At 62.3% G+C, this 16,837-nt stretch carries 15 protein-coding genes and 2 pseudogenes; 9 read left to right on the plus strand and 8 right to left on the minus strand.

Annotated features, from left to right (window positions below):
• The first annotated feature begins 27 nt into the window (after positions 1 to 27).
• Together ASD63_RS21430 and ASD63_RS21435 are read left to right on the plus strand one after the other, a co-directional pair.
• Positions 28 to 1,005 (plus strand): glycosyltransferase family 2 protein, encoded by a 978-nt coding sequence (locus ASD63_RS21430; protein ID WP_034804195.1) that lies wholly within the window; start codon positions 28 to 30, stop codon positions 1,003 to 1,005.
• The gene (locus tag ASD63_RS21435) at positions 998 to 2,527 is read left to right on the plus strand and encodes a glycosyltransferase family 39 protein (protein WP_051659670.1); all 1,530 of its coding nucleotides are present in this window, start codon (positions 998 to 1,000) and stop codon (positions 2,525 to 2,527) included. The genes ASD63_RS21430 and ASD63_RS21435 overlap by 8 nt, the downstream gene beginning before the upstream one ends.
• Here the strand turns inward: ASD63_RS21435 and ASD63_RS21440 are convergent.
• Positions 2,464 to 3,387, minus strand: coding sequence for a diacylglycerol kinase family protein (locus ASD63_RS21440; protein ID WP_034804210.1), 924 nt, complete (start codon positions 3,385 to 3,387; stop codon positions 2,464 to 2,466). The genes ASD63_RS21435 and ASD63_RS21440 overlap by 64 nt on opposite strands.
• A 167-nt stretch (positions 3,388 to 3,554) precedes the next feature.
• A complete protein-coding gene (locus tag ASD63_RS21445; protein ID WP_034804213.1) occupies positions 3,555 to 4,028 on the minus strand; it encodes an Lrp/AsnC family transcriptional regulator in 474 nt (157 codons plus the stop codon).
• 151 nt (positions 4,029 to 4,179) lie between these two features.
• Between ASD63_RS21445 and ASD63_RS21450 the strand changes: the two genes are divergently transcribed.
• Entirely contained in the window at positions 4,180 to 5,088 is a 909-nt protein-coding gene (locus ASD63_RS21450; protein WP_034804216.1) for a DMT family transporter, read from the plus strand.
• A gap of 73 nt (positions 5,089 to 5,161) precedes the next feature.
• Here the strand turns inward: ASD63_RS21450 and ASD63_RS21455 are convergent, their stop codons facing one another.
• From ASD63_RS21455 to ASD63_RS21465, 3 genes are all read right to left on the minus strand, one after another.
• Positions 5,162 to 6,049 (minus strand): proline/glycine betaine ABC transporter permease, encoded by an 888-nt coding sequence (locus tag ASD63_RS21455; RefSeq protein ID WP_060529822.1) that lies wholly within the window; start codon positions 6,047 to 6,049, stop codon positions 5,162 to 5,164.
• 112 nt (positions 6,050 to 6,161) lie between these two features.
• The gene (locus ASD63_RS21460; RefSeq protein WP_034804335.1) at positions 6,162 to 7,160 is read right to left on the minus strand and encodes an ABC transporter substrate-binding protein; all 999 of its coding nucleotides are present in this window, start codon (positions 7,158 to 7,160) and stop codon (positions 6,162 to 6,164) included.
• Positions 7,161 to 7,391: 231 nt separating this feature from the next.
• Positions 7,392 to 7,964 carry a CGNR zinc finger domain-containing protein gene (locus tag ASD63_RS21465; protein WP_034804222.1) on the minus strand — a complete coding sequence of 191 codons (573 nt, stop codon included), beginning with the start codon at positions 7,962 to 7,964 and terminating at the stop codon, positions 7,392 to 7,394.
• A gap of 91 nt (positions 7,965 to 8,055) precedes the next feature.
• On the opposite strand from ASD63_RS21465, the gene ASD63_RS21470 reads away from it, so the two are divergent.
• Positions 8,056 to 8,961, plus strand: a complete 906-nt coding sequence (locus ASD63_RS21470) for an alpha/beta hydrolase (protein ID WP_034804224.1) — start codon at positions 8,056 to 8,058, stop codon at positions 8,959 to 8,961.
• A 187-nt stretch (positions 8,962 to 9,148) separates the two neighbouring features.
• Here the strand turns inward: ASD63_RS21470 and ASD63_RS21475 are convergent.
• Both ASD63_RS21475 and ASD63_RS35195 read right to left on the minus strand, forming a co-directional pair.
• Positions 9,149 to 9,997 (minus strand): annotated as a pseudogene (locus ASD63_RS21475) (electron transfer flavoprotein-ubiquinone oxidoreductase); the annotation flags it as partial.
• Between the two features lie 482 nt (positions 9,998 to 10,479).
• A pseudogene (locus tag ASD63_RS35195) lies at positions 10,480 to 11,018 on the minus strand (NAD(P)/FAD-dependent oxidoreductase); the annotation flags it as partial.
• Between the two features lie 455 nt (positions 11,019 to 11,473).
• Here ASD63_RS35195 and ASD63_RS21480 point away from each other — a divergent pair.
• The 5 genes from ASD63_RS21480 to ASD63_RS21490 all read left to right on the plus strand — a co-directional run bounded on the left by ASD63_RS21480 (position 11,474) and on the right by ASD63_RS21490 (position 15,829).
• On the plus strand, positions 11,474 to 12,772 hold the full coding sequence (locus ASD63_RS21480) for an Hsp70 family protein (protein ID WP_034789413.1): 1,299 nt from the start codon (positions 11,474 to 11,476) through the stop codon (positions 12,770 to 12,772).
• A 97-nt stretch (positions 12,773 to 12,869) separates the two neighbouring features.
• Positions 12,870 to 13,754, plus strand: coding sequence for a uracil-DNA glycosylase (locus ASD63_RS21485; protein WP_034789494.1), 885 nt, complete (start codon positions 12,870 to 12,872; stop codon positions 13,752 to 13,754).
• Between the two features lie 178 nt (positions 13,755 to 13,932).
• The gene (locus tag ASD63_RS35740) at positions 13,933 to 14,109 is read left to right on the plus strand and encodes a hypothetical protein (RefSeq protein WP_089043882.1); all 177 of its coding nucleotides are present in this window, start codon (positions 13,933 to 13,935) and stop codon (positions 14,107 to 14,109) included.
• Between the two features lie 74 nt (positions 14,110 to 14,183).
• Positions 14,184 to 14,339, plus strand: coding sequence for a hypothetical protein (locus ASD63_RS35745; RefSeq protein ID WP_089043881.1), 156 nt, complete (start codon positions 14,184 to 14,186; stop codon positions 14,337 to 14,339).
• Positions 14,340 to 14,536: 197 nt separating this feature from the next.
• Positions 14,537 to 15,829: an MFS transporter gene (locus tag ASD63_RS21490; RefSeq protein ID WP_034789411.1), complete on the plus strand. Its 1,293-nt coding sequence runs from the start codon at positions 14,537 to 14,539 to the stop codon at positions 15,827 to 15,829.
• 8 nt (positions 15,830 to 15,837) lie between these two features.
• Here ASD63_RS21490 and ASD63_RS21495 read toward each other — a convergent pair whose 3' ends face one another.
• Positions 15,838 to 16,776 (minus strand): DMT family transporter, encoded by a 939-nt coding sequence (locus ASD63_RS21495; protein ID WP_034789404.1) that lies wholly within the window; start codon positions 16,774 to 16,776, stop codon positions 15,838 to 15,840.
• Between the last annotated feature and the right edge of the window lie 61 nt (positions 16,777 to 16,837).

The following is a 16,837-nucleotide window of genomic DNA, read 5'->3' on the forward strand; positions in this document are numbered from 1 at the left end:
TGAGCGCCGTATGTATGAGCGGTTCCCATGCATCCCATAGAGCTATCCGTCGTCATTCCCGTATTCAACGAAGAAGACAGCATTCAGCCGCTGATTACGCGGGTCCGCGATGCGCTGGCGAATTTTCCGTCCCCTTGGGAACTGATCCTCGTCGACGACGGCAGCACCGATCGAACGCTTGTGAATGCAAGAAAGGCCCTTTCCGATCCCGGCATCGACCTCAAGATCGTTGAACTGCAAAAGAACTTCGGACAGACGGCCGCGATGCAGGCGGGCATCGATGCCGCCACCGGCCGCCTGATCGCCACGCTCGACGGCGACCTGCAGAACGACCCGGCCGATATTCCCGAGATGGTCACAGCGATCGAGGAGCGTCAGCTCGACCTGCTCGTCGGCTGGCGAAAGAACCGGCAGGATGGCCTGCTCCTTCGAAAAATCCCGTCCTGGTGCGCCAATCGCCTGATCGGCAAGATCACCGGCGTCCGGCTTCATGACTATGGCTGCAGCCTGAAGGTCTATCGCGCGTCCGTCATCAAGCAGGTGAAGCTGATGGGCGAAATGCATCGCTTCATCCCCGCCTGGGTCGCAGGCGTCGTGCCGAGCAGCCGCATCGGCGAAATGCCGGTCACCCACCACGCACGGCAGCATGGCCAATCCAAGTACGGGATCTCCAGAACCTTCCGGGTGATTCTCGATCTTTTGTCGGTGCTGTTCTTCATGCGTTACAAGGCGCGCCCGGGACACTTCTTCGGTTCGATCGGCCTTGCGACGGGGGCGCTCAGCGCCCTGATCCTCCTCTATCTCGGCTTCGACAAGTTCGTGCTCGGCAACGATATCGGAACCCGCCCGATGCTGATCGTCGGCGTGATGTTGTTCCTGTCGTCGGTTCAGCTCATCACCACGGGCATTCTCGCGGAAATGATGGCGCGCACCTATTTCAGCGACGACGGCACGACGAACTATATCGTCCGGCAGGTCTTCGTGCGGGACCAGACAGATGCTTGAGGCCGTCAACCGCCGGCCAAACCTGATCCTTGCGCTGATTGCGGGCTACTTCCTGCTTTGCATCGCACTGAGGCTTTCCGCTTCGACTTCGCTGGAGATCGACGAATCCGAGCAGGCCTATGTCTCGCAGTTCCTGATGCTCGGCTACGGCTCGCAACCGCCTTTCTACAATTGGCTGCAATACGGGCTGACCTCGCTGTTCGGCCCGTCAGTGGCGACGATGACCGTACTCAAGAACGGCCTATTGTTCCTCTGTTGTCTCTTCTTCGGCCTTGCATCCCGCGAGGTTCTCGGCGACCGGCGCCTTGCAGCCATCACGACAATGGGCGTCCTCGCTCTGCCGCCGATCTTCCTGCTTGCCCAGCGCGACCTCTCGCACACGGTCGCCGCGCTATTTGCCGTTTCGCTCTTCCTGTACGCATTCCTGCGGACGATGAGCCGACCGACCTTCTTTGCCTACGCTCTTACAGGCGTCGCCGTCGGGATCGGCGTCATCTCAAAGTACAACTTCGTGATCGTTCCGGTCGCGGCGATCGTCGCGATCCTGCCCGAACCGAAACTTCGCGCCCGGCTCTTCGACTGGCGCATCCTTGTCGCAATCGCAGTCTGCGCGCTGATTGCCCTGCCGCACGGCACCTGGGTCCTGCAAAATATCGGCGCCGCGTCGAGCAATACCTTCAAGGAAATGGGAACGGGGCAGGAAGCCGGTTTCGTGTCGAAGGCGTTGAAGGCGATCGTCGCGCTCTTTGCCTCGACGCTTCGCGGCTCAGCGATCATCCTCGCCGTCTTCGCCCTCGTGTTTCGCAAGGACCTGCCGGCGATCTGGCGCGCCGACAGCCTCTGGGCTCGGGTCGTCGGGCGCATGCTGGTCCTCTGTCTCGGCGCCGTTCTCGTCATCATGCTGGTCACCGGCGCCACCCATATGCGGGAAAAGTGGCTGGTTCTCTTCCTCGTCCTGCTGCCGCTCTATCTGGCCCTCAAGGTCGAGGCGTCCGGCGTTGACACCACACGTAGCGTCCGGCCCGTCGCCCTCTTTATCGGCTTCGTCATCGTGACCACGCTGGTCGTGGTGTCTACCCGCGCAGTCGTGCGCCCTTGGTTCGGCAAGGTTTCGAGACTGAGCATTCCCTACAGCACCCTCGTCGACACCGTCGTTCAGCAGCACGGACACGAACCGGCGATGGTTCTGGCCACCAACAAGCAGGTGGCCGGCAATCTGCGAACGCGCCTGCACGGGGCCAAGGTCTACGTGCCCGGCAACAACAGCAGCCCGGCGATCGGTCAGCTGGCCGGGCCGCTTCTCGTTGTCTGGACCAACGACGGCAAGGCCGATGCAGCGCCACCGGCGCCACTCGTCGATGTCCTCAAATCCTTCGGCGTGCCGGAAACGCACTTGCAGCCGCAGCAACTCGCCCTGCCCTATCTCCACGGCACGCTCGAGGATCGCTACAGTTTCGGCTACTTCTGGATCGACGATCCGTCGCGATCCGCGCCGACGAGCAGCTTGAGCTCGCCAGGGTGAATGCGAAGCGCGACGTCGCGGCCCATGGGCAGAAGTTCGCCGTCGATGACGCAGTTGATCTTTCGTTCGACCTTCGGAAAATGCAGATCGAGGGCATGACCGCTCATGGCGGTAATCAGCGGACTGTCGCGAAACTTGCCGCGCATTACATCGAGCGCGAGCTTGGCGACACCCGGCGGACTCAGCGGCGGCGCCGTGTAAAAGCCGAGATGGCCGGCGGTCACGTCGTCCGCATACATCAGCGTGTCGCGGCCGAACGGATTGTTGGAAACCGAGACCGCCGAGACATGACGGCTCTCCTTGTGACCATCGACATCGAACTCGATCTCGAAATCCGGAGGATTGAGAATCACTCCGATTGCGGCGCGGGTGCTGGCGGCGATCTTTCCCGCTCTTGAGCGAAAGCTGTAGGATTCGCGGTAGCGCACCATGCGCGCATGCAGCCCCATGGAGAATTGATGCACGAACGCACGGCCATCGGCGCTGCCGATGTCACCGTCGATAATCACGCCATTCGCCAGCACTTCCGGCACTTTCCAGATATCGAGCGGCAGCTTCAGCGTGCGGGCAAAAAGATTCATCGTTCCGGCGGGAACGACGCCGAGCGGCATGCGGTTCTTCCAGGCGACGCCGGCGGCGGCCGAAATCGTGCCGTCACCTCCGCCGGCAAGAATGGCGTCGAGGTCGTCGCGACGGCAGGTCCGCTCCAACGCCTCTTGCATCTCGTTTCCGGAAACCGCTGCAATCTCGATCTGGTGGCCTGCGGCCTGGAAGACGTCTTCGACCTTCTGGCCATAGGCGGCCATGTCCGTCGTGCGGAACGTTCCGCCGTCGCGATTGAAGATTGCCTTGATTTTCATGAACGGCTCGTCGGCTCCATTGCCGCGGCAATGCGGCTCACCGCGATCAAATAAGCGCGATTGCGGCCAATTCCAGAACCTTACCGAAACTTAACGGGAGCGCCGGTCGTTCGTCCGCTCCATCACGACCAGCACAACAGAAGCCGAGTGTCACAGCAATGCAGCGATCAGCGCGGTTCGGGCAACTTCAGCGGCCCGCCTGTCTTGATCGAGCGGATGGCGAAATTGGACCGGATGTCGGTGACGCCGGGCAAGGCCAACAGCGTCTCGGTCAAGAGTTTCTCATAGGCAGGCAGATCCTCGACGACGACCTCGGCGAGGAAATCGGCATTGCCGGAGATCAGGAAGCAGGAGACCACCTCGGGGATGGCGAGCAGCGCCTCCTGCTGCTGCTGTGCGTTCTCGCGGCTATGGCGCCCAACCTTGATTTCGACGAAGACCGTCAGCCCGAGACCGGCTTCCTTACGATCGATGTCGGCCCTGTAGCCGCGCAGGATGCCGGATTTTTCCAGGTTGCGGATGCGCCGCAGGCAGGGCGACGGCGAAAGATTGACCTTTTCGGCAATCTCGACGTTCGTTGCGCGCGCGTCCTGCTGAAGGATTCTAAGGATGGCGAGGTCGAATTTATCGAGGCTTGGCATTTTTATGAACTTCAGTTGTTGTTATTGGCACATTGTTGCTGACGATAGTCTATTTCAGGCACAAATCGCAAGGACATGCCCCGCTATCAGGGCGTAATCTCCTTCCAGACCCAAAAGCCTCTCAGGTATCCAATTCGGGAAGGAAATTCAAATGGTTGCGCTCGCTCTCGATCGCGGCAATACGACGCCTGTCGCCGCCGGCTATGCCGGCGCCTTCGTAACCGTCCTCATCTGGGCGGGCTGGATACTGGCGACCCGCCACTCGGCCGGCACCGCGCTTGGCACGATCGACCTCGGGCTGATCCGCTACGGCGTGCCGGCGATCCTTCTTGCCCCGGTCTGGCTGAAGACCGGACTTCTGCCGCGCAAGCTGCCGCTGCTGTTGCTCGTCCTGATGGTCGCCGGTTCGGGCGCCCTGTTCTTCCAGGTCTCCGCCTTTGCGATCCACTCCGTTCCGGCCTCTTCGGTCGGCGTTCTCCTCGGTGGCTCGATGCCGCTTGCCACCGCGCTCATCGGCATCACGGTCTTCGGCGAGCGGCCGGACCGGATGCGCGTGCTCGGCTTTGCCGCAATCCTTGCCGGCGTCGCCATCCTCCTGACGCGAAGCCTCGGAAGTGCGGCCTCGACCGGCTGGAGCGGCTATGCGCTGCTGCCGACTGCGGCGACCCTCTGGGCGATCTATACCCATGCCTTCCGCCGCTCCGGCCTCAGCCCGCTGCAGGGAAGCGCCCTGATCGCCATCTGGTCGTTCCTCATCCATCTCGGACTTGCCACCTGCTTTGGAACCACCCTTGCCAGCGTTCCGGTCCAGGAGATCGCCTTGCAGGTCACCAGCCAGGGCATCCTGTCCGGCCTCGTCGCCATGGTAGCCTACGGCTTTGCCGTAAAGAGCCTTGGCGGCACCCAGGCGGCCGCCTTCACGGCACTGACACCGGTTCTCGCGATGGTCGGCGGCGCCGTCCTGCTCGGCGAGCAGATCGGCCCCTTCGAGATCCTCGCCGCGGTCGTCACCGCTACCGGCGTCGCGCTTTCGACCGGCATTCTTTCGTCCAAGGCCTGAACGCAAAACTCGTTAAAATGGGAAGGCCCCGGAGGTGTTCGCTCCGGGGCCTTTTTCTGTCTCGACGACAAGCTCAGCCGTGAATGATTTCACGGTGTTTCTGCAGCCGGTGACCGTAGGCCTGGCTGACGCGATCGAAGATGATGGCAATGCCGACGATCGCAAGGCCGTTGAAGATGCCGAGCGTGAAGTACTGGTTGGCAATCGCCTTCAGCACCGGCTGGCCGAGGCCCTGAACACCGATCATCGAGGCGATGACCACCATGGCGAGCGCCATCATGATCGTCTGGTTGATGCCGGCCATGATCGTCGGCAAGGCGAGCGGCATCTGGACGTTCTTGAGCTTCTGCCACGCCGACGAACCGAAGGCATCGGCCGCCTCCAGCACGTCCTTGTCGACGAGGCGAATGCCAAGGTTCGTCAGGCGAATCATCGGCGGGATCGCGTAGATGACAACGGCGATCAGCCCCGGCACCTTGCCGATGCCGAGCAGCATCACGACCGGGATCAAATAGACGAAGCTCGGCATGGTCTGCATCACGTCGAGGATCGGATTGACGATGTTCTGAAACCGATCCGAACGGGACATGACGATGCCGATCGGAATGCCGACGGCGATCGACAGCACGGTGCAGACGAAGATCATCGAGACCGTCTTCATCGTGTCGTCCCACATGTCGAAGTAGCCGATCAGAAGCAGCGTGCCGATGCAGCCGGCGACGATCTTCCAGTTGCGGCTTGCCACCCAGGCGATGAAAGCGATCAAGATCAGGATGATTGGCCAGGGCGTCTTCGTCATGAAGCGCTCCGACTGGATGAGAAAGAATTGCAAGGGCTCGAAGAAGCCTTCGATCGCGTCGCCATAGGCGCGCGTGAAGCCGCGAAATCCCTCGTCGATCGCCTTTTTCAAGGCTCTCAGGCTCTCGTCATCCATGTGTGGAAACTGGGTCAACCAGTCCATTCCATTTCCCCTTCAGATTTCGCCGGCCGCGATTGTTGTTTTGCCTTTGCCGGACCTCGAACGAAGAGGCGGCGCACATGACTGCGCCGCCCGCTGGTTATGACCATCGCGATCAGAGCGCGGCCTTCACCTTTTCGGCGACCTCGGGCGAAACCCACGGGGTCCAGATATCGGGGTTTTCCTGCAGGAAGTGCTTGGCGCCCTCCTCCCCGCTCGCCTGATTGTCGGTCATCCAGGCCATCAGCTTGTTGACCGTGTCGTTGGTCCAGGCGCGCTTGTTGAGGTAATCCATAGCCGGGCCGGCGCGATCGGCGAAGGCCTTGGTCACCAGCGTCTGGACCTTGTCCTTCGGCCAGTCGTTCTTCTTGGGATCCGGGCAATCGGCAACCGTGTTGCAGCGCTTCCATTCGGCCGGATCGGCGGCCACACCATGCTCAAGCTTCACCATCTCGTACTTGCCGAGAAGGGCCGTCGGCGCCCAGTAGTAGCCGACCCAGCCCTGCTTGCGCTCATAGGCCTTGGCGATCGAGCCATCGAGGCCGGCGGCCGAACCGGTATCGACCAGCGTGAAGCCAGCCGTTTCGCCGCCATAGGCTTTATAAAGCTGCGTCGTCACGACCGTGCCGCCCCAGCCCTGCGGGCCGTTGAAGACGGCGCCCTTGCTTGCGTCTTCCGGATCCGGGAATAGTTCCTTATGCTTCAAGGCGTCATCGATCGTCTTGATGTCGGGATTGGCATCGACGATGTATTTCGGCACCCACCAGCCCTGGACGGCGCCATCGGAGAGCGCCACGGCGGCGCCGACGAGCTTGCCCTCCTCGAGGCCGCGATTGACGACATCCGGAAGCAGGTCGACCCAGCCTTCGGGTGCGACATCCGGCTGGCCCTTTTCGATCATCGAGGTGATCGTCGGCACGGTGTCTCCGACCACCAATTCGGCATTGCAGCCGTAGCCTTCCGTCAGGATGATCTTGTCGACACTCGCCAGCACCTCGGCGCTCTGCCAGTTCATGTTGGCGATCGTCACGTCGCCGCATTCGGCGGCCGAAGCTGCGCCGGCGAGGCCAAAGAGGCCCGCGGCCAGGCAAGTCGTTGCAAGAAGCTTCTTCATTTCCGTTCCCTTGTTTTGGCGGTGCATCCCGTCGCACTGCCGATCTCACCGCGGGGATCGACAGCGTCACAGGGCTCGGTCCAACTCAAGACAACAGGGACCGAACGGCCTGCAGATCCGTCGGCTTCAAGCCGATGACATCATGAAAGCTAACGGGCTTTTCCGGCAAGGACTTTCCCATTTGCGTCAACGGGTGCCTTTCCTAATATTTGCGCATCGTTGAAGTGGTCGTCAGGACGTTTTGCTGCGCTGGTAATAGCGCGACACGCGCACCCGGTTTCCGCAGCGCGCCGCCGAGCACCAACGCCGCCGGGCATTGCTGCCGACGAACAGCATCACACAATCCTGCGCCTCGCATTTGCGGATCAGCCTGGCGTCGCCGCCGGCAAGCAACGCCGCAGCGTCCTCGGCGAGGAAACCGGCTAGCTGGACCATGGGCTCCGCCGTTCTTTCGCTGACGAGCCGCGGCGGATCGGTCCAATCGAGACGGCGGACGACCGGTGCTGCCTCCATTGCCGCGTTAAGGCCCTCGATATCCGCGGCCGGAACAGGTTGCCTGTCCATCACATGTGCGATGGCCGACGCCGCATGCGAGCGGACGGCAAGGACTGGCGCGAGATCGTCGGCGTCGGCCGCACCGATGCTGGCAAACGCGACATCCGACATGCGAGGCCCCTCCAACGCCAGCCAATGCGCGAGCCCGCCATCGGCCGCGAAGAGATCGACACGGCCGCTCGCGGTCAAAGGGCGAGTGTTGACGAGATCGAGAGCAAGGGGCTCTCCGACGAAAGGAACCAGATCCATGCAGGCCTCACATAATGCATAATTTCGATATTGACGCATTAGGCTTTCTGGCGCAATTCTAATGCATAAATATTACCAATAGGAGTGTTAAATGAGCAGGCATAGCATTCCATCGATCCGCCACCGGTTCATCGAGGCCGGAGGCGTCCGCGTCTTCTACCGCGAGAGCGTGCCGACCGGAGCGCCGGCCGATTTCCCGACAATCCTGCTTCTGCACGGCTTCCCCTCGTCTTCCCACCAGTACCGGCGGCTAATGGACGCGCTTGGCAGCGACTACCGTCTGATCGCGCCTGACTATCCGGGCTTCGGGCATAGCGACGCGCCGACCTCGACGAACGAAGGCGGCAGTTTCGTCTACAGTTTCGACAAGCTGGCGGATGTCATGGAAGCGTTCGTGGATGCGCTCGCGCTGAAATGCTTCGTCCTCTACGCCTTCGATTTCGGCGCGCCCGTCGGGTTTCGTCTTGCAAGCAGAAAGCCCGAGCGCATTGCCGGGCTGATCGTCCAGAACGGCAATGCCTATCTGGAGGGGCTTTCCGACATTGCCCGCGACTTCATTGCGCTCAAATCCGAGGACGAAGGCGCTGAAGAGCAGGTGCGACAGTTGCTGACCTTGGAGATGACCCGTGCGCAATATGTCGGCGGGACGAAGGATCCGGACCTGGTCGCACCTGACGGCTGGACCATGGATCAGCACTTCCTCGATCGCCCGGATCGCCGCCAGCCGCAGATCGATCTTGCCTTCGACTACAAGAGCAACCTTGCCCGCTACGGCGAATGGCAAGAGTGGCTGCGCCGCGAACGGCCGCCGACCCTGATCACCTGGGGCCGTAACGATCCCTTCTTCACAGAGAAGGGCGCTCGCGCCTTCCTCACCGACCTTCCTGAGGCCGAGCTCCACCTGTTCGATACCGGCCACTTCGCGCTGGAAGAAAACCTGCCGGAGATCGCACCGCTGATTGCCGATTTCGTTGATCGCATCTGGGCGAAGGCATGAAACGACAAAGGCGCCGTGGCCAATGGCCGCCGGCGCCTTTGTAAACCTCAATGGCCGCGGATCTAAGACCGCCTCCCGAACTCACATGTTCGGATAGACCGGGCCTTCGCCACCCTGCGGCGGCACCCAGTTGATGTTCTGGTTCGGGTCCTTGATGTCGCAGGTCTTGCAGTGCACGCAGTTCTGNGTTCGGATAGACCGGGCCTTCGCCACCCTGCGGCGGCACCCAGTTGATGTTCTGGTTCGGGTCCTTGATGTCGCAGGTCTTGCAGTGCACGCAGTTCTGGGCGTTGATGACGAAGACGTCCTTCCCGTCCTTCTCCACCCATTCGTAGACGCCGGCCGGACAGTAGCGCGTCGACGGACCGGCATAGACGTCATGCTCGGAGCGCTTCTGCAGCTCCATATCCTTCACCTGCAAGTGAACCGGCTGGTCTTCCTCGTGGTTGGTGTTCGACAGGAACACCGACGACAGCCGGTCGAAGGTCAGGACCCCATCCGGCTTCGGATAGTCGATCTTCTGGTGCTGCGCTGCGGGTTCGAGCGACTGCGCGTCGGTCTTTCCGTGCTTCAGCGTGCCGAAGAAGGAGAAGCCGAACAGCTGGTTGGTCCACATGTCGAGACCGCCGAGCCCAACGCCGATCGCCGTGCCGAACTTCGACCACAGCGGCTTGACGTTCCTCACCCGCTTCAGGTCCTGGCCGATGGCGCTGTCGCGCCAGCCGCGTTCGATCTCGATCGGCTCGTCATTGGCGCGGCCAGAGGCGATCGCCGCCGCCAGCTTCTCGGCCGCTAGAATGCCTGAAAGTACCGCATTGTGGCTGCCCTTGATGCGCGGCACGTTGACGAGACCGGCCGAACAGCCGATCAGCGCACCACCGGGGAAGGACAACTTCGGTACCGACTGGTAACCGCCCTCGGTGATCGCACGTGCGCCATAGGAAAGCCGCTTGCCGCCCTCGAACGTGCCGCGGATCGCCGGATGCGTCTTGAAGCGCTGGAACTCCTCGAAGGGGAAGAGATAGGGGTTCTTGTANCCCATAGGAAAGCCGCTTGCCGCCCTCGAACGTGCCGCGGATCGCCGGATGCGTCTTGAAGCGCTGGAACTCCTCGAAGGGGAAGAGATAGGGGTTCTTGTAGTTGAGGTGCACGACGAAGCCGACGGCGACCATGTTGTCTTCGAGGTGGTAGAGGAACGAGCCGCCGCCGGTCTTCATGCCGAGCGGCCAGCCGAAGGAGTGCTGCACCAGACCCGGGCGATGGTTCTCGGGCTTGACCTGCCAGAGCTCTTTCAGACCGATGCCGAACTTCTGGACGTCGCTGTCCCTGGAGAGATCGAACTTGGCGATCAGCTGCTTGGCAAGCGAACCGCGCACGCCCTCGCCGATCAGCGTGTATTTGCCCAAGAGCGCCATGCCGCGGGCGAAGTTCGGGCCCGGTTCGCCGTTCCGCTCGATGCCCATGTCGCCGGTGGCAACCCCGATGACCGCACCCTCGTCGTTGTAGAGCACTTCGGTNAGCGCCATGCCGCGGGCGAAGTTCGGGCCCGGTTCGCCGTTCCGCTCGATGCCCATGTCGCCGGTGGCAACCCCGATGACCGCACCCTCGTCGTTGTAGAGCACTTCGGTGGCGGCAAAACCCGGATAGATCTCGACGCCGAGTTCCTCCGCCTTGGTCGCCAGCCAGCGACAGACGAGCCCAAGCGATACGATGTAGTTGCCGTGATTGTTCATCAGCGGCGGCATCAGGAAGTTCGGCAGGCGGATCGAGCCGGCGGGTCCCAAGAACAGGAAATGATCGTCCGTCACCTCGGTCTTGAACGGATGGTCGGCGTCGGCGCGCCAGTCCGGCAGCAAGCGGTCGATGCCGATGGGATCGACGACGGCGCCCGACAGGATATGCGCACCGACTTCRGCGCCCTTTTCCAATACGACGACCGAAAGCTCCGGATTGACCTGCTTCAGCCGGATCGCCGCCGCAAGACCCGCCGGCCCCGCACCCACGATCACAACGTCGAACTCCATGCTCTCGCGTTCGGGCAGGTCTTGTTCGGTCATACCGTCTCTCCAGTCTCACCGGTCTTCTGCCGGCTCCGTTCCCAGGGCATATCATTCCGTCATGGCAAATGCAGTTTGGCTTGTCGAGCCGGGATGCGACAGACGATGCCCGCTTTTGCGCATGAGGTCATGAGTATAGGCAAATATCTATATGACGTGTACGTAAACGTAAATAAATCAATTTGTCGCGCAGCGAAGCTATGACCCATGCGGCCTTGCTTTTGCCGAAGAGCCGTGCGACGAGGCCGCCGCACCCTTCCAGCGGTACGCGCTGGCACACCCCATTCGCAATCGGCACGCGGCAAGGCGCCTCTCGGCGTCCGGACGGCGTGTCTTTCGGCTTTGAAGCCGGCCGCCCATCGATCCCCGAAAGCGGCCCACGGAATTCATGTTGCGTCGCGCGCCACCGGCCCCACTCCGGGCGGCGAAGCGACGCCAGATGCAAGGAGACACTCATGGTCAAGGCACTCGGCTTTGATTTCGGCACCACCAATTCCGTTCTGGCGGTTGCCGCGGGCGAAACGACCCACTCGATGCGCTTCGACAGCCTCGCCGGCTCGACCGATGCCATGCGTACTGCCCTCTCCTTCATGAAGGATGCCAAGCTTGGCGCCCAGGCGCTGAAGGTCGAGGCGGGCCAGGCCGCAATCCGCGCCTTCATCGACAATCCCGGTGACTGTCGTTTCCTGCAGTCGATCAAGACCTTTGCCGCAAGCCCCCTCTTCCAGGGCACGCAGGTCTTTGCCAAGCGCCACAGCTTCGAAGACCTGATGCGCGTGTTCCTGACCAAGCTGCGCGACTATGCCGGTGACGGCTGGGCGGACCAGTACAGCCGCATCGTCGTCGGCCGTCCGGTGCACTTTGCCGGCTCCAGCCCCGACCCTGCGCTGGCGCTCGAGCGCTATGGCGCAGCCCTCTCCGAATTCGGCTTTCCGGAGGTGCACTACGTCTACGAACCGGTGGCAGCGGCCTTCTACTTCGCCCAGAACCTGAAGCAGGACGCAACTGTGCTCGTCGCCGACTTCGGCGGCGGCACCACCGACTATTCGCTGATCCGCTTCGAGACCAAGGCCGGGCGCCTGACGGCAACCCCGATCGGCCATTCGGGCGTGGGCATCGCCGGCGACCATTTCGACTTCCGCATCATCGACAACGTCGTCTCGCCACTGATCGGAAAGGGGAGTCTGTTCAAGAGCTTCGACAAGCTGCTTGAAGTGCCGTCGAACTACTACGCGAATTTCGGCCGCTGGAATCAGCTTTCGATCTTCAAGACACTGAAAGATTTCACCGATCTGAAGAAGCTCGTGCGCCAGAGCCTGGAGCCGGAAAAGCTCGAGGCCTTCGTTGACCTGATCGAGCATGACGAGGGCTATCCGCTCTACAACGCGATCTCGGCCACGAAGATGCAACTGTCGAAGGAGGACGAGACCGAGTTCTATTTCGCCCCGCTCGGCGAAATGTCGCGCCGCACCGTTCGCCGCAGCGATTTCGAAGGCTGGATCGCGCCGGAGCTCGCCCGCATCGAGGGCGCGCTGGATGATGTGCTGCAGTCGACGGCAACGGCACCCGAGACGATCGACAAGGTGTTCTTGACCGGCGGCACCTCCTTCGTTCCGGCCGTACGCGGCATCTTCGAGCGGCGTTTCGATGCCGACCGGATCGAGAGCGGCGGCGAACTGCTGTCGATCGCCCATGGCCTGGCGCTGATCGGCGAGCACGAGGACATCGCCCACTGGACCGCGAATGCGGCCTGAGCCGACGCGCGAACCGGATGTGCATGACCTTGGATAGGAGGGTCGAGCGCCGGAAAAGCGGTTCCGGTCCGGCCGCTTATGGGCTAGGTTGGCGGCCATGATTTCCGCCAACGACCTTTCTCCGGCGCAGCTTGCCGCCCTTCTCGCCTTCCACGGCGATGCGGGCGTCGAATGGCTGCTGGAAGAGGAACCGGTCGACCGTTTCGCCGAGTTCGAGGCGATGAAGGCAGCACGCGGCAACGCCCGCGTGGCGGCAACCAGCAACCGGACGGAGGCACCCGCTTCGCAACCGACGGCGCGCCAGACAGCGGCGGCCGCTGCTCCCACCCCTTCCCGCGCACCTGCCCCAGTCGCGAACGCCCCTGCGGTCGCCATCCCCGATGCGCAGGCGATCGAAGAGGCGCGCTTTGCCGCCGAATCGGCCCGGTCGCTCGCCGAGCTCCGCGTTGCGATGGAAGGTTTTGCCGGCTGTAATCTCAGGAACAGCGCCCGCAATCTGGTCTTTGCCGAGGGTGATCCGGCAAGCGGCATCATGATCGTCGGCCCGATGCCCTATGCCGACGACGATCGCGACGGCCAGCCTTTTGCGGGCCGCCTCGGCGAGATGCTGACCCGGATGATGGCGGGCATCGGTCTTACGCGCGAGAGCGTGCTCTTGAGCAATGTCGTGCCCTGGCGCCCGCCGGGTAACCGCGTGCCGACGGCGCGCGAGGCCGATATCTGCCGACCCTTCATCGAACGCCAGATCGCGCTGGCAGAGCCTAAGCATCTGCTGCTGCTCGGCAATTTCACCGCCCGTTTCTTCTTCGGCGGCAACGACACGATCCACCAGCTTCGCGGCGAATGGCGCGAGCTTGCGATCGGCGGCATTAACGTGCCGACCCTTGCCACGCTGCATCCGCAAGACCTGGTGACGGCGCCGATCAACAAGCGCTTCGCCTGGCAGGACCTGCTTGCCTTCAAGGCCCGCATTCACGGCTGATCCTAAGGAAAGCGCCCTGCCCGGATCGTGCTCCCGGCCGCTTGCCCGTTTCATGAACAAAGAATGAAGAAAGCCATGCGGTTTGCGCATATCAGCGGCGCATTTTGACGCATTGCAAAACGTTATGTTGCAGCGCAATATACCGGCACGGGAGGAATGGAATTTAAGGAATTGAACCATGACTGCCCGCTTTCGTCCGATCCACAGCAGCTTTGAGACGCTCCGCCACACTGGCGCTGCTTACCGGACGCCGTTCAACCGCTTTGGCACGGCAGCCAACGAGCAGATGACCGCGATTGGCCTCGCCCGGACCACCCGTCCGGCGCAGATTTTCGCCGACTTCATCCAGCGCTGATCCCCACGCGATACGCGGCTTTTGCGTATCGCGTGACGCATCGTTTGACCCGACACGAAGAAAGGAACGAACCCATGACCAAGCCGATTGCCAGCCTCAAGGTCCTGCTCGATTCGATCTCCGACATCGGTACGGCCGTGCGCGCCTCGCGCGAATATACCGTTCTCAGCACCAAGAAGGATGCACGCCGCGCCCATCGCACGGCCGTGAGCCCGTTGCTGCCGAACTGACTGCTGCCCGCAGGTATAAGCACCGCCTTTTTGCCATCGCCTGTCGCAATCGACAGGGCGTAAAAAACTGGATAGAGCCACACTCGTCCCGACTAAGGAGTGTCAGGCTCATCCGGCCCTGCCAGACCGTTCCTCGCTCCATCTGCGTTTGCTTGTCATCGGACAAATGACGAAGCGCCACGTTTCCAGGAGCGCCGATGCTGGCCAGCCTCGCTTCCGTCTTCAGCCTGATGGTGTCGACCCTGCTCATGATGGTCGGCTTCGGCCTGCAGAGCTATGTGATCCCCGTGCGTTCCGTCGCCGAGAACTGGTCGACGCTGACGGTCTCGGTGATCGCCACCGGCTATACGGTCGGCTTCACCCTTTCCTGCGTCGTCACGCCGAAATTCGTGCTGCGTGTCGGCCATGTGCGCGTCTTCACCGCGCTGATCACGCTGCTCTCCATAGCTATCCTGCTCTGCGGCCTCATCGTCGACTGGCGCGCCTGGATCGTCTTCCGTGCCATTGCCGGCTTTGCCATCTCCGGCAGTTATCTCGTCATCGAGAGCTGGCTCAATGAGCGCGTCACCAACGAGAACCGCGGCCTGCTCTTTTCGCTCTACCTGATCACGACGATGGTCGGCACGATCGGCGGGCAGTACATGGTGCCGCTCGGAGATCCGACTAACACGTCGCTGTTCATGCTCTGCAGCGTGCTGTTCTCGCTGGCGCTATTGCCGACGGCGCTCTCCTCCTCTCCCATGCCCGCGCCACCGGCACAGGCGAAGTTCGATATCCCCGCCCTCTTCCGCCGCTCGCCGGTCGCCGTCGTCGGCGGTTTTCTCGCCGGTGCGCTCTCCGGCGCCTGGCTGAACCTCGGCGGTGTCTTCACCCAGAAGATCGGACTTTCGACGGCGGAAGGCGCGACACTGCTCGCCTCGCTATTGACCGGCAGCGCCCTCTCGCAAATCCCGATCGGACGTCTCTCCGACAAGATCGACCGGCGCATCGTCATGGTTGGCTGCGGCATCGTCGGCGTCATCTCGTGCCTGGTGATGTCGGCATCGATCGGCAGCCAGCCCGCCGTTCTCTACATCATCGCCGCTTTCGTCGGATCGGTGCTGTTCCCGATCTACGCACTGAACGTCGCCCATGCCAATGATCTCGCCAAACCCAACGAGTATGTCGAAACATCCTCGGGCCTGATGATCACCTACGGGCTCGGCACGATTTCCGGCCCGCTGATGGTCGGTCCGGTCATGGATCGTTTCGGCCCGGCGGCGCTGTTTCTCGTCCTTGCCGTCTACTTCGCGCTCTATGGCGGCTATGCAGCCTGGCGCATTCTGCGGCGCGAGCAGCACAAGGGGCTCGTCGTCAAGACCGACTTCCAGGCAACGAGCGTCATGCCGACGCCCGGCCCTGATGTGACGAGCCCGGCTGCCCAGCAGGCGGCACAGGAACCGCTGATCGACGACGATACGGTTCCTGCCTGGGAAAACCCGCGGCCGTAGGCCGTGGCTCAGCCCTGCGGCGTCACATGCTTGCGAGCGCCCCGGCGCTCGAGGCCAAGCCGATGCTCACGGAAAATGATGAAGATGCCTGCACCGACGACGATAGCCGTGCCGACGAGCATGGCGGCCGTCGGGATATCGTCGAACAGGAAGTAGCCGATGATCAGGCCGAGCACGATCGAAGTGTATTCGAACGGTGCGATGGTCGACATGTCGGCATGGCGATAGCTTTCGGTCAAAAGGATCTGGGCGACACCGCCACAGAAACCGGCGACCATCAGCAACAGGAAGGCCTCGCGCGAGATCGACGGCCAGCCGAAGGGCAAGGTCGCGAGAGAGAAGACCGAGGCCGACAGCGAGAAATAGAGCACGATCGTGTGGGTGCGTTCATTCTTGACGAGTTTTCGCACCAGCACCATGGCAACTGCGCCCAGGGCCGCCGAAACCAGCACGGCAGCAGCGCCCAGTGCCTCCAGCGAACCGAAGCCGCCTTCGCGAAAAAGGGTCAGCCGTGGCCAGGTGATGATCATCACGCCGACCAGCCCGATGACAACGGCCGACCAACGGTAGAGCCGCACCGACTCGCCTAGAAAAATCGCGGCGAAGGCGACGGCGATCAGCGGCATGGCATAGCCGATGGCGATGGCTTCAGGCAGCGGCAGGTGTACGAGGCCGTAAAAACCGAAGCTCATTGCGAGAATGCCGACGAAGCCGCGAGCGATATGGCCGGTAAAATCTTCGGTCTTGAAGGCGTCGCGCAGCTGTCCGCGGAAGGCGAGATAGCCGAGGATCGGCACCATGGCGAAGGCCGAGCGGTAGAAGGTGATCTGGCCGGTGGCGATCTCGTTTCCGGCCGCCTTGATCAGCGTCGACATGCAAACGAAAATGACGACTGAAAGGACCTTGAGCAGGATCCCCTTCATCGGGCTTTCGACTTCCGCATCCATTGAGGGCACTTTTCGAACAGCCTTGACCGGCGATCAGCTGGCACGCGGGCTGGTTTGGAGA

Origin of the sequence: Ensifer sp. Root558 (assembly GCF_001427045.1) — a bacterium.
In the GTDB taxonomy this organism is placed as follows: Bacteria; Pseudomonadota; Alphaproteobacteria; order Rhizobiales; family Rhizobiaceae; genus Ensifer; species Ensifer adhaerens.